The 12,107-nt window shown below is 28.2% G+C and carries 15 protein-coding genes; 7 read left to right on the forward strand and 8 right to left on the reverse strand.

The genetic code is table 11. The features are described 5' to 3' along the window. Positions 1 to 30: 30 nt before the first annotated feature. The 4 genes from Q0649_RS06920 (at position 31) to Q0649_RS06935 (ending at position 3,236) form a co-directional block, all read left to right on the forward strand. Positions 31 to 1,131 carry an endospore germination permease gene (locus Q0649_RS06920; RefSeq protein ID WP_298839249.1) on the forward strand — a complete coding sequence of 367 codons (1,101 nt, stop codon included), beginning with the start codon at positions 31 to 33 and terminating at the stop codon, positions 1,129 to 1,131. A gap of 96 nt (positions 1,132 to 1,227) precedes the next feature. Further along, complete coding sequence (locus Q0649_RS06925) at positions 1,228 to 1,551, forward strand: rhodanese-like domain-containing protein (protein WP_298839252.1); 324 nt, start codon at positions 1,228 to 1,230, stop codon at positions 1,549 to 1,551. A gap of 80 nt (positions 1,552 to 1,631) precedes the next feature. Beyond that, the gene (gene mscL, locus Q0649_RS06930) at positions 1,632 to 2,024 is read left to right on the forward strand and encodes a large-conductance mechanosensitive channel protein MscL (RefSeq protein WP_298839256.1); all 393 of its coding nucleotides are present in this window, start codon (positions 1,632 to 1,634) and stop codon (positions 2,022 to 2,024) included. Between the two features lie 117 nt (positions 2,025 to 2,141). Further along, positions 2,142 to 3,236, forward strand: a complete 1,095-nt coding sequence (locus tag Q0649_RS06935) for a DUF3810 domain-containing protein (protein ID WP_298839259.1) — start codon at positions 2,142 to 2,144, stop codon at positions 3,234 to 3,236. 10 nt (positions 3,237 to 3,246) lie between these two features. On the opposite strand, the gene Q0649_RS06940 is transcribed toward Q0649_RS06935, so the two are convergent. After that, positions 3,247 to 4,377, reverse strand: coding sequence for a serine/threonine-protein kinase (locus Q0649_RS06940; protein WP_298839262.1), 1,131 nt, complete (start codon positions 4,375 to 4,377; stop codon positions 3,247 to 3,249). Between the two features lie 224 nt (positions 4,378 to 4,601). On the opposite strand from Q0649_RS06940, the gene Q0649_RS06945 reads away from it, so the two are divergent. Together Q0649_RS06945 and Q0649_RS06950 are read left to right on the forward strand one after the other, a co-directional pair. Further along, positions 4,602 to 5,045 (forward strand): cell wall hydrolase, encoded by a 444-nt coding sequence (locus tag Q0649_RS06945; RefSeq protein ID WP_298839265.1) that lies wholly within the window; start codon positions 4,602 to 4,604, stop codon positions 5,043 to 5,045. 61 nt (positions 5,046 to 5,106) lie between these two features. Beyond that, entirely contained in the window at positions 5,107 to 5,538 is a 432-nt protein-coding gene (locus Q0649_RS06950) for a hypothetical protein (RefSeq protein ID WP_298839267.1), read from the forward strand. 176 nt (positions 5,539 to 5,714) lie between these two features. Here the strand turns inward: Q0649_RS06950 and Q0649_RS06955 are convergent, their stop codons facing one another. From Q0649_RS06955 to Q0649_RS06985, 7 genes are all read right to left on the reverse strand, one after another. Next, complete coding sequence (locus tag Q0649_RS06955) at positions 5,715 to 6,236, reverse strand: peptidylprolyl isomerase (RefSeq protein WP_367179359.1); 522 nt, start codon at positions 6,234 to 6,236, stop codon at positions 5,715 to 5,717. 233 nt (positions 6,237 to 6,469) lie between these two features. Continuing rightward, positions 6,470 to 7,300 (reverse strand): type I phosphomannose isomerase catalytic subunit, encoded by an 831-nt coding sequence (locus Q0649_RS06960; RefSeq protein WP_298839274.1) that lies wholly within the window; start codon positions 7,298 to 7,300, stop codon positions 6,470 to 6,472. A 37-nt stretch (positions 7,301 to 7,337) separates the two neighbouring features. Beyond that, positions 7,338 to 7,832, reverse strand: a complete 495-nt coding sequence (locus tag Q0649_RS06965; protein ID WP_298839277.1) for a hypothetical protein — start codon at positions 7,830 to 7,832, stop codon at positions 7,338 to 7,340. A gap of 175 nt (positions 7,833 to 8,007) precedes the next feature. Further along, entirely contained in the window at positions 8,008 to 9,414 is a 1,407-nt protein-coding gene (cysS, locus tag Q0649_RS06970) for a cysteine--tRNA ligase (RefSeq protein ID WP_298839279.1), read from the reverse strand. A gap of 332 nt (positions 9,415 to 9,746) precedes the next feature. Beyond that, positions 9,747 to 9,878 carry a hypothetical protein gene (locus Q0649_RS06975; RefSeq protein ID WP_298839283.1) on the reverse strand — a complete coding sequence of 44 codons (132 nt, stop codon included), beginning with the start codon at positions 9,876 to 9,878 and terminating at the stop codon, positions 9,747 to 9,749. A 199-nt stretch (positions 9,879 to 10,077) separates the two neighbouring features. Next, the gene (locus Q0649_RS06980; protein ID WP_298839286.1) at positions 10,078 to 10,407 is read right to left on the reverse strand and encodes a hypothetical protein; all 330 of its coding nucleotides are present in this window, start codon (positions 10,405 to 10,407) and stop codon (positions 10,078 to 10,080) included. Between the two features lie 152 nt (positions 10,408 to 10,559). Next, positions 10,560 to 11,300: an elongation factor P 5-aminopentanone reductase gene (locus Q0649_RS06985; protein WP_298839289.1), complete on the reverse strand. Its 741-nt coding sequence runs from the start codon at positions 11,298 to 11,300 to the stop codon at positions 10,560 to 10,562. A gap of 300 nt (positions 11,301 to 11,600) precedes the next feature. On the opposite strand from Q0649_RS06985, the gene Q0649_RS06990 reads away from it, so the two are divergent. Then, the gene (locus Q0649_RS06990; RefSeq protein ID WP_298839291.1) at positions 11,601 to 12,092 is read left to right on the forward strand and encodes a DUF6106 family protein; all 492 of its coding nucleotides are present in this window, start codon (positions 11,601 to 11,603) and stop codon (positions 12,090 to 12,092) included. Positions 12,093 to 12,107 lie beyond the last annotated feature (15 nt).

Below are 12,107 nucleotides of genomic sequence, written 5' to 3' on the forward strand. Positions count from 1 at the left end.
TAATTATAGTAATTAGTATAGGAGGTTTAAATGAAAAATGAAATTATCTCTGAGAGGCAAGGTATTATACTAATAACACTTTTTTTAATTGGTAGTACCTTTTTAATAGGATCTGGAGACGTCGCAAAACAAGATGCCTGGATTGCAGTAATCATAGCTATTTCATGTTCTATTGTATTATTACTTATGTTTTCTAGAATTTTATCATTGTATCCCGGAAAAGATCTATTTGATATTCTTCAAATTGTTATGGGAAAATTCGCTGGCAAAATAATAAGTATATTAATGATATGGTATGCCTTTCATCTTGGAGCCTTAGTACTTAGAAACCTATCAGAATTCACTAACATTTTAATATTTGCTGATACGCCAGTGGTAATCCCTATGTGTTTTTTAACTATGCTAATTATATGGTGCTTAAAAGCTGGAATTGAAATTTTAGGAAGGTGGTCAGAATTCTTCATTTGGATTGCGATATCAATAACTTTAACAATAGCTATACTTTCAATACCTGATATTGATATAACTAAATTGAAACCACTACTAAATAATAATCTAGTACCAATTCTAAAAGGAAGTTTCTCAAGCTTTTCTTTTCCCTTTGGTGAAACAGTTGTATTTACAATGGTATTTTCAAATATTTCTAAAATTAAAAGTTACAAAAAGACATTCATTATTGGCTTGCTCATGGGTGGAGGAATTATATTACTCGCAACATTTAGAAATATTTTAGTATTAGGTAGTGAAGCCATCTCTAGAATATATTTCCCCACCTCCATGGTAGTAAGCCTTATTCACCTAGGCTCCATGCTTCAAAGGCTTGAAATTTTAGTAGTAATGGCTTTTTTAATATGTGTTTTTGTTAAGGTAAGTTTATGTACTTTCGCAGTTTGCAATGGAATTTCCAAGGTTTTCGGATTTGATGATTATAAATTTATATCAACCCCTATATCTCTTTTAATGTTAAGCTTCTCTTTTATTATCTACAATAGCACCATGGAAATGTCATTTTGGGCTTTCAATGTGTACCCATATTATTCCTTTATTTTTGAAGTTATAATACCTTTAGTCATTTATATTTTAGCAGAGATTAAAAATAGGAATTCAAAAATCACAAAACTAATTAAATGATGTTCAAATTTTCATTAATATTTATTACCTTTTACTATCTATGGATATACTGATATACTAATACTATAAATTTTTCTTCAAGAGGAGGCATAAATTATGTTTGATTCAAATGTTAAAGATGTAAGTGCAAAAGAGGCTTATAATCTTATAAAAGACGACAAAGAATTTATTATTTTTGATGTACGCAGTAAAGAGGAATACGATAATGGTCACATCCCAGGCGCAAAACTTGTTCCAGTTCAGGTTCTTCCATCAATGATTGATGAACTTGATAAATATAAGGACAAGAAAGTACTTGTTTATTGTCAGTCAGGTAGACGAAGCCCAATAGCAGTAGATACTTTAGAGGATAATGATTTTACAAATATATACCATTTAAGTCGTGGGATAATATCTTGGAAATACGATGTATCTAAATAGTGTTTCCACTCTACACAATAGAATTTAAAACATAATAATAAATTCTGTTAAAACTTACTTTGGAAGGACGTGTTACATATATGTTTAAAGAATTTAAAGAATTCGCTCTTAAAGGAAATGTTTTAGATTTGGCATTAGCTGTTGTCATAGGTGGTGCATTTTCTAAAATAGTTACTTCTTTAGTTAATGACCTTATAGTTCCTATACTTGGTATAATAATAGGTGGAATTAATTTTGCTAGCTTAAAATATGATATACCCTCATCTATAGCAGGTGGAGTAGCTGTTTCGATTAATTATGGATTATTTATTCAATCCGTAATAAACTTTTTAATAATTGCATTTTCACTTTTTATATTTTTAAAAGTAATACAATCTATTCAAAAGAAAAAAGCAGAAAAAATAATTGTAAAAGGTCCCTCCAATGAAGAAATATTATTACGTGAAATTAGAGACTTATTAAAGAAAAAATGATGCTATAAAAAGCTTCAAGTAAAATATTTACTTGGAGTTTTTATATGATTTATTCTTATTACAAATCAATATATATACTTACAATGCATACTTAAAATGTATGAAAAGGAGTTTTTTATGAAGTTTTCTTTATCTAGGAAACAATTATTTTTAATATTACTTCTACCAATAGGTATTTCACTCACTCAATTGTCTAGAGCATTTCCAAATTTTACAGAAAGATTTTATTCCTTATTTATTTATAAAATAATTGTTACTACTATAAGCTCAATTACAGGTTTTTTCCCCTTTTCTCTTGCAGAGTGTATAATTATATCTTTTACAACGTTTGTATTATGGTATATTTCTAAAACAATTTTAAATTTATTAAGATACAAGACTAAAAGAAGGAAGATTATAAAAAATTTGTTATTAAATACACTTGCTGCATCAGGACTAATATATTTTTCATTTCAACTTTTGTGGGGTTTTAACTATCAAAGGCTTCCACTAGCCAAAATACTCAAATTAGATGTACATAATTCAACTTCAATTGAACTTGAACATCTATGTAAAGACCTTATAACTAGTTCAAATACTTTAAGAAAGAAAATAAATCAAAATAGAAATGGTGTAATGGAACTTTCCTATAACAAAAAAATCATTTTAGAAACTGCTCACATAGGGTATGAAAACGCCTCATTTCAATACATAATATTAAAAGGTACTTATGGAACACCTAAAGGGCTATTACTTTCAGAACCAATGTGTTATACGGGGATTACAGGTTTTTATTTTCCCTTTACAAGTGAAGCAAATATCAATATGGCAGAACCTGATTCATATCTACCTTTTACGACATGTCATGAAATGGCACACCAAATTGGATTTGCCAAAGAAGATGAAGCAAACTATATTGCTTATGTAGCATGCATAAATAATCCTGATATAAATTTCAAATATTCTGGTACACTTGCAGCATTAACATATTCACTTAGTTCATTAAGACAATATGATCCTCAAAAATATAAGGAACTGTTTGCGTTTTGTAGTAAAGGTGTGCTTAATGATATGATATATAATGAAAACTTTTGGGAAGGTTATTCTGGTCGTATTGAAAAAATTAGTGAAGAACTAAATAACACTTATCTTAAATCTGCAAGTCAAAGATCCGGTATAAAAAGCTATAGTGCGATGGTAGATTTCCTTCTTGCTAATTACAGAAAAAAATAAATTTATCTATTCATTTTGTTATTATTGAATTTGAACTAGATACTTCTTTTATCGGAACTACATTAATTCTTCTCATCGGCTTATTTATAAATTTCTTTATCACATTTTGTTCTATACTTGATGATTCTACTATAGGCCTCACAATTTCATTTCTATCTGCCATGGTTGCAACTGTATCTACTTTTTTATTTCCATACAAAATATAAATACTTGCTACAATTACAAATGTAAAACAGAAAAACGCTCTAATGGGCCTCTCGTATATAGCTTTATTTATAATTTTAATATTATCTTTTTTATTTGCAACACTCTTGCAAATATTGTTATTTATGCTCTCTAATTTTTCACATTTATCCTCTGATAATATTTGCGAAATGGCTTCTTTTAAATCTTCAACTACGGCATATCTCTCATTAATATTAATTTTAACACACCTTTGCGTTATTTTTTTCAGCTTATCATTAATTTCCAAACCATAATTTTCATCTAAAAGAGGCTCAATTCCTGTATACGGACTCCTACCTTTCAACATAAAATATATTAACATTCCAATTCCATATATATCTGTTTGCATACAACATTTCCCCGAACCATACTGCTCTGGAGCTGCATAACCGTTAGATCCTGCGCATATCATATCTCTATCTCTCTCTTGTGATATGTCCGATTTATAAACTTTCGAAATACCAAAATCTATTAAGACAACTTTTCCACTTCTCATTATCATTATATTAGACGGTTTTATATCTCTATATATTATAACCGGATTTTGACTATGTAAATAACCTATAATATCACATAATTCTGATACTATTGTACAAATTTTTTCTGTTTGCATTTTTCCGTTTGCTTTAACATACTCCTTTAGCGTTTGTCCCTCTACATAGTCCTGAACCATATACAAATTATTATTTTCATAAAATGTTTCAATTATTTTTCTAATACCTGGATGATTCAAATTTTTTAAAATATTAGCTTCTGTTAAAATATCTATATTTTTTTTACCTTTTATTACTTCTTTTATAGCCCATAAATTTCCAAGCATTTTGTTTTTGCATAAATAAACAACACCCATTCCGCCTTTTCCTAAGGTTCTAATTACCTCGTATTTATTATCTAATACATACCCACTATTTAACATAACCCACCTCTTATATATTTGCTATTGTGATTTTACCACAAATAATATTAATTTAAAAATAAGATTACAAATACAATGCAATTGTACCAAACTTTCCATCAATTTACCATATGTTATAGATAATATTACTAAGTTTATGACAATATTTTTTTAATTTTTTAAGTACCATTATTAATATTATGAATATAATAATACTGTAAAACGAATTGAGGAGATGACTAACGATGGCTTACAGTGCTAGAGAGTTATTGGCTCGAATAATAAAATGTGAGGCTGGCGGGGAGGGAGAAAATGGAATGAAAGCCGTTGCCTCTGTAATTATGAACAGAGTTAATGTAGCCGATGGTGAATATCTTAGAATAGGTCAAGGCGATTTAAGAAAAGTTATTTTTCAAACAGGACAATTTGATTGTGTATCTTCTGTACTTGGTGGTATAGCTAATCCTCAAACAATTTGGTCAAGTCCACCAGAACAAATACATTATGATATCGCTGATTGGGCTTTATCTGGACATAGATTATATACAACAGGTGAGTCTTTATGGTATTTTAATCCATTTCTTCCTGGTTGTCCATATGAATTTCCATTCAATGGTAGTGGTACATTTCAAGTTTCCGTTGCTAAGCATTGCTTTTACAATCCAACATCACGCTATTTCACTACTTAAATAAACTTCACTTTACAATATTTATAATAATAATAATAAGATTTTTTAAGGAGGATATTTTATGTTTATATCACCACCTAATAATTTTGATCAATCTCCAATGTGGAATACTGATTCACCCTCTTTAACTCCGCCAATAACTCCTATGCCAAAATTCGGCATGAATAATGATACAAGGCAAGGACCTATGACTGGTTCCTCTACTAGTTCATCACCCTCTAGTACACAAGCTTTCGATCTTGGACCTACATCACCTATAGTAAATAATCCACTATATAATCAAGGCTGGTTACAATCTCAAATTGGTAAATATGTAAGGGTAGATTTTTTACTTGGAACTAATACATTTCAAGATAGACAAGGCCTTTTACAAGAAGTTGGAATTAGTTTTATTGTCCTTAAAGAAATTAATACTAATAATTTAATAATGTGTGATATATACTCCATTAAGTTTGTAACAATATTTGGTAATCAAGATCAAATTTTTAGGTAACATAAATTATAAATATAATTTTATACAAGTATCCATATTTATAGCTCCTATAGTAAATTTAAAGAGAACAAGTTTTATAAAAAAAGTATATATCCCTATAAATTGATTTTATAGGGATATATACTTTTTTATTTTAAATATCTTTAATCATTTTTAATCACTACGCAGCTTATCCTCTATTTTACTTTTTGTACAATACCATATTTAACTCCAAAAGTATCTACAGTAACTTTTTTCATCTTTTGATCTTTTTTAGGTTTATCATTACCATCTGTCTCTACAGATACTATTTTATCTACTGTTTCCATGCCCTTTGTAACCTTACCAAAAGAAGCGTACTTACCATCTAAACTCGAAGAAACATTATCAGAAGTAGCAACCACTATAAAAAATTGTGACCCAGCTGAATCTGGTGTTTCAGTTCTTGCCATAGAAATTACTCCACGCACGTGTTTTAAATTGTTGCTAAAATTATTTTCACTAAACTCACCTTTTATTGCATAACCTGGTCCACCATTGCCTGTTCCTTTTGGGTCTCCGCCTTGTATCATAAACCCAGCCATTACTCTATGAAACTTTAATCCATTATAAAAACCACTATTAACTAAAGAAACAAAATTTCTAACAGTATTAGGTGCAATTTCTGGATATAATTCTATTTTTATGGTTGAACTGTCTTCCATTACAATCGTAACCATTGGATTTTTATCATTAACTCCTTTTTCCGTAACAATCTTTGTTTGTGTTTTGACCTCTTTAGTGGTTGTATCACTATTTTTCTGTGCAATATTCTCACATCCACTAGCGAAAACCACAAAAATCAATATAAATAATATCATACTTTTCTTGAGTAATTTTATTGACTTCATTATATAAACACTCCTTTTAATAACTCACAATACATCAATTATATTCTTCACTCTAAATTCTTTTATAGACTTGATTTAAGTAATCTCATATTTCCTTTAAGATTATATTCAGTTCCTTTTGATATGTAAATTGTTTCTTCCTCTTTTAAATTCATTTGCTTTTTATTAGCTTCTATTACTCCCTCACCACTTATTACTGTATAACTGTGGAAGTTTTCATTAACGATATCTATATAGTTACTTTTAACAATAACTTTTTCAACTTTAAAATATGGAGTCTCGAGTTTTACAAAGTCCGCAATTCTTCCACCTTTATTTTTACCTTCATAATCTATAACGTCTAAGGATTTTTCAATATGTACCTCTCTACCACGTCCCCAATCATGAAGCCTATACGTAATATTACTATTTTGCTGTACTTCAATGAGCTTTACACCAGCTTCTATAGCATGAACCGTGCCTGCTGGTATATAGATGAAATCCCCACTTTTAATATAAATACGCTCTAAATACTCTTCTAATTTACCCTCTTTTATAATTTGTCTTAACTTTTCTTTATTTAGGCCCTTCTTTATTCCTGATACTAAAGTTGCGCCCTCTTTTGCTTCCAGTATATACCAGCACTCTGTTTTTCCATTAGAATTTTCAACTCTTTTAGCATAATCATCATTGGGATGTACTTGTACAGATAAAGTATCTTCCGCTTTTATAATTTTATTTAATATAGGAAAATTGTTACCACACCCTAAAATTTCAGATAATTCTTTTCCTTTATAAATCCCCTCTTTTATTGTTGATTTCCCATCTTCATGACAAGAAAGCACCCATTTCTCCCAGCCCCATATTTTTTGACTTAAATATGGCTCTAATTTCAAAATCATTCCTTTTGACATTTTAATTCCTCCATCCATTCTTAATATATTATTTCTATTAATTGTTTTTTCCCAGTTTAGTTGTAATGCTCTTTGCCTCGGCTCTAGTACTGCTTGGACCACAAATATTAAATTTACTATTATATTTACTGTCTACAGCGTCTAATTTTATAAGTATTTCATCGAAATTTTTTGATGAATTAACTGTTCCAGCTACTTCATATTGACTAGTTTTAGCATTTTTTGTTTCTATAAAAGCACTATATTCTACAGTTTTAAAAACATTATACTTTGCCCATATTCTCTTTAGTACAACTTGTTTTTTTACACCATCCACTTCTATAGTTCCTATAAATACATAATTAAGAGATAAGTTTTTTTTTAATTTTCCATCAAGATTAATTTCTACTGCTTTATCGAGTTTATCATTTTCATCATACATGTATCCACTATAGACTCTATTAATGCTTACAGGTCTAAAATATACAACGGATATTAAAATTATGCCAATAGTTGCAATTACTATTGATGCCTTTAAATTTGTTCTATCCATATCTATCACCTCTATTTAATAATATTTTCCAATTATTTTAACTACATATAATATTATAAACTAAATTTTCTTATAGTGCATTATAATAAACTAAAGAAAATAGAAAGGTTAAACAATTATCAATTGTTTAACCTTCAAATTACTCACAAACATAAAATATAACTTAATTTATTTTTTATTTAGATTTCCAAGTTGTTCCTTCTTTAGAATCAAGAAGTTCAATATTCATAGCTATAAATTCATCCCTTATCTCATCTGCTCTTGCCCAATTTTTACTAGCTCTTGCAGCATTTCTTTCAACAATAAGATTATTTATAAGTTCTTCATCTATATCCGTAGTTTCTTTTTCAATTGTCATAAGATTAAGTGAGAATATTTTATCAAAATCCTCTATAAGAATTGATTTTTCCTTATTATTAAGATCATTATCTTTTAAAACATCAAAAAGTACAGTAAACGCATTTGCTATATTTAGATCATCACTGATAAATGATAAAAACTTTTCTTTATACGATACTATTTTCTCATCTCTAACTATATCATTTTTATTGATGCCACTTAAAACAGGCGCAATTCTTTCTTTAAGTTTTTTATAACCATTTCTAGCATCATTCAAACTCTCAAAACTGAACACTAACTGTTTTCTGTACTTAGATTGAAGACAGAAATATCTATAATCAAGAGGACTATATCCTTCTTTTTCAAGACTAGATATTGTTAAAAAATTTCCACTAGACTTTGACATCTTACCACTATCAAGTACTAAAAACTCTCCATGCATCCAGTATTTTACCCATTTATGTCCAAGTACTCCTTCTGATTGAGCAACTTCATTAGTGTGATGTATAGCAATATGATCTATTCCTCCACAATGAATATCTAGATATTCACCAATATACTTAACAGACATAGTAGAACATTCTAAATGCCAACCTGGAAATCCTTTGCCCCATGGTGATTCCCATTGCATAATTTGATTTGAAAATTTAGAATTTGTAAACCACAATACGAAATCAAGCGGATTCTTTTTATTAGGATCTACTTCTATTCTACTACCTGCTTCAAGTTCATCTAAACTAAGATGTGCAAGTTTTGCATAATCAGGAAATTTATCAATTTCAAAATATACATTTCCATTAGAAACATAAGTATATCCTTTTTCTTCAAGTTTTTTTATAAATTCTATCATATCCGCAATATGCTCTGTAGCCCTACATACAATAGTAGGTCTTTTTATATTTAGTTTTTTACAATCTTCAAAAAAAGCATCTTCATAAAACTTAGCAATTTCCCATACAGTTTTATGTTCACGCTTTGCTCCTAATGCCATTTTATCTTGACCTTCATCCCCATCTGATTGTAAATGTCCAACGTCCGTAATGTTCATTACATGCTTAACTTTATAATTTGAATACTCTAATGATTTTTTTAATACGTCTTCAAAAATATACGTTCTCAAATTACCTATATGTGCATAATTGTAAACCGTAGGTCCACAAGTGTACATTCCAACCTTTCCTTCTACATAAGGTATAAACTCTTCTTTACTTCTAGACAAGGTATTATAAACATTAAAACTCACTTCATTCACTCCTTCTTAAATAATACAATAATATCTAAGGCTTTGCAAAAACTATTAATATCATAATCTTTGCATTTAAAAATATAAAAAGCTACAGACATGCTGCAGCTTTAGACTTCACAGTATAAACGTAATATTAATTATTGACTCCAAAATAGTCATATATATAAATTCTAACATAGTATTAAGATAATGCAATAAATAATCTTATATTTTTTAGAAAGTCGTTGGATTTTTATATACAAATAAGTTTGTTAAATTACCTTTTATTGTATAATACCCTATAAAATTAAAAAAACACATAAACAAAATGTTTATATGCTCTAATGCTCTTACTTTTTATCAGCAGATTGTTTTTTATTTGTAGCATTTTGGTTTTTTGCAGTTTCGCGAGTAATAGGAGTATTATAATTACTCTTTACTAATCTAGAAAACTTATTATCCGGTTGACTATCTTTAGGCATAAAAACATCTCCCTTTTGTATTGTTATTTATAGGGTTTACTGTTTTTTAAAAAATATTCACTAAGTTAACTTTAACAATTCTTTTTAGAAGTCTTTTATTAAAAACTTTATATTATTAAAAATACAAAAGGCCAATCTAATATCATAGATTGACCTTCTAAATATAGTTTATAATATTATTTTTTTCATTATATGTGACTTATACTACCTTTTTATAATCTACATCAATAATAACACTGTCCTCATAATTAATATCAGTGGTATTGGTTATATCTGTATCACTACTGAAAACATTATCTTTTGGGGTAGATTTATTTTTTATATTTGATTTAGAAATAAACTTCTTAAAACCTTTTATTAGTTTTAAACTATACCATACTAAAGCTCCGAAAACTGCAATAACTAATAAGGCTCTAATAACAAATATAGCTATATAAGGTATTGTTATTGCTAAAACAATAAAACCACCTATTGTTAAAGCTGATTTAAATAACTTTGAAATTACATTTTTACCCTTTGTATATTCCATAATAACATTAGCCTTCTTTCATTTCATACGACTTACTATATGATAATATAATTATAACATATATATAGATTCATATATTAATTATTCCTTAAGAAAGAATGAATAATTTATTAAATAATTTGTTAAATATGTTAATTTTATTTACATATCAACTATAAGAATCCTCCATCTATCGTTATTACTTGTCCCGTAATATATTTTGAGTTTTCACTTGCTAAAAACGTTACGAGCATACCAACATCTGAAATTTCTCCAAATTTCATCATAGGTATTTCATCTATTAAAGTTGCACGTTCATCTTTAGTTAACCACTTATTCATTTCTGTATCTATAACTCCCGGTGCAATAGCATTTACTCTAATATTAGAGGGTGCAAGTTCCTTAGCTAATGCCTTTGTAAAAGCGTTAACCGCTCCCTTAGATGCAGAGTAAATCACCTCACAAGAAGCACCAACCTCTCCCCACATTGAAGAGATATTAATTATGCTACCTTTTTTTTGTTTTATCATCTCTTTTATGGCATTATGTGAGCAATTAATAGTTCCCTTTAAATTTACATCTAAAATATTATTCCATAAGCTAGGCTCCTGATCCATAAATAACCCAACCTTCGACATTCCTGCATTATTTATTAAAATATCTATTTTTCCTAATTTTTCAACAGTAGTTTTTATCATCTGCTTTGCAAACTCATAATTACTTACATCACCTTTAATCATTAATGCATAAGCTCCGAGTTCTCTAATTTCTCTATAGGTTTTTTCAGCCTCTTCATCGTTACTTTTATAATTTATCACAAGGCAGCATCCATTTTTTGCAAGTTCCATAGCAATTCCTTTTCCTATTCCTCTAGATGCTCCTGTCACTATTGCAACTTTTCCTTTTAAACTCATAATATTGCCCCCATCTTAAATTGTTTTTATATTTTTACACAATTTTATAATAATGTTTTAACTCATATATATTTATTATCATATTATTAAATATATTTTGCAACTATAAATTTAAAAAATGTTCCTAAGCTTTACTTAATATTAATTCCAAAATTGTAAACTGTAGAATTTAGCTATAATACCCTTTTATAATATATAAATTATGTTATAATTATAGGTGAATTATTAAATAAAATACAATTTGTAATGCTTTTCTTAACACACTAAATAAATCATATGATAATTAAAGGGGACAAAAAAATGGATAATTTTTATGAGCAACTAGTGACGACATCTAAAACAACCGCTTACAAAATAGTAAGCAAATCAACCTATGTACTTGGATTAATTGGATTCATATTTGCTAGTGTAAATATGATTTTTGCTATCTTATTAATTGCTTTGGCTGTAGCATGTTATTTTTACAAATCAAAATTATATGTAGAATATGAGTATCAATTTACAAATGGTGAAATTGATGTAGAAAAGATATTAGAAATGAAAAAGAGAAAAAAAGTCACTACTTTTAATATAAAAGAGGTAGACCTTTTAGCCCTTAATGATAGTGCTATTGTAAAAGATTATTCAAATAAACCTGCTTCAATAGTAAAATGTTATCCTACAACGGCAAAAGGACCAATATATGTTGCAATGGTTACCGAAGGAAAAGATAAAATGCAATTGCTATTTATGCCAGATGAAAAATTTATTAATCATTGTTTTAAATATAATCCAAGAGCAGTAAAAAAATAGCATAAAATATTCTTG

Source organism: uncultured Clostridium sp. (assembly GCF_937920395.1).
GTDB lineage: Bacteria > Bacillota > Clostridia > Clostridiales > Clostridiaceae > Clostridium_AD.

What these genes read in the sequence shown, in the direction of transcription:
- Q0649_RS06920 (WP_298839249.1), top strand. Translation starts at nt 31, where the DNA reads ATGAAAAATGAAATTATCTCTGAGAGGCAAGGTATTATACTAATAACA.
- Q0649_RS06925 (WP_298839252.1), top strand. Translation starts at nt 1,228, where the DNA reads ATGTTTGATTCAAATGTTAAAGATGTAAGTGCAAAAGAGGCTTATAAT.
- mscL (WP_298839256.1), top strand. Translation starts at nt 1,632, where the DNA reads ATGTTTAAAGAATTTAAAGAATTCGCTCTTAAAGGAAATGTTTTAGAT.
- Q0649_RS06935 (WP_298839259.1), top strand. Translation starts at nt 2,142, where the DNA reads ATGAAGTTTTCTTTATCTAGGAAACAATTATTTTTAATATTACTTCTA.
- Q0649_RS06940 (WP_298839262.1), bottom strand. Translation starts at nt 4,377, where the DNA reads ATGTTAAATAGTGGGTATGTATTAGATAATAAATACGAGGTAATTAGA.
- Q0649_RS06945 (WP_298839265.1), top strand. Translation starts at nt 4,602, where the DNA reads ATGGCTTACAGTGCTAGAGAGTTATTGGCTCGAATAATAAAATGTGAG.
- Q0649_RS06950 (WP_298839267.1), top strand. Translation starts at nt 5,107, where the DNA reads ATGTTTATATCACCACCTAATAATTTTGATCAATCTCCAATGTGGAAT.
- Q0649_RS06955 (WP_367179359.1), bottom strand. Translation starts at nt 6,236, where the DNA reads ATGGTTACGATTGTAATGGAAGACAGTTCAACCATAAAAATAGAATTA.
- Q0649_RS06960 (WP_298839274.1), bottom strand. Translation starts at nt 7,300, where the DNA reads ATGTCAAAAGGAATGATTTTGAAATTAGAGCCATATTTAAGTCAAAAA.
- Q0649_RS06965 (WP_298839277.1), bottom strand. Translation starts at nt 7,832, where the DNA reads ATGGATAGAACAAATTTAAAGGCATCAATAGTAATTGCAACTATTGGC.
- Q0649_RS06975 (WP_298839283.1), bottom strand. Translation starts at nt 9,878, where the DNA reads ATGCCTAAAGATAGTCAACCGGATAATAAGTTTTCTAGATTAGTAAAG.
- Q0649_RS06980 (WP_298839286.1), bottom strand. Translation starts at nt 10,407, where the DNA reads ATGGAATATACAAAGGGTAAAAATGTAATTTCAAAGTTATTTAAATCA.
- Q0649_RS06985 (WP_298839289.1), bottom strand. Translation starts at nt 11,300, where the DNA reads ATGAGTTTAAAAGGAAAAGTTGCAATAGTGACAGGAGCATCTAGAGGA.
- Q0649_RS06990 (WP_298839291.1), top strand. Translation starts at nt 11,601, where the DNA reads ATGGATAATTTTTATGAGCAACTAGTGACGACATCTAAAACAACCGCT.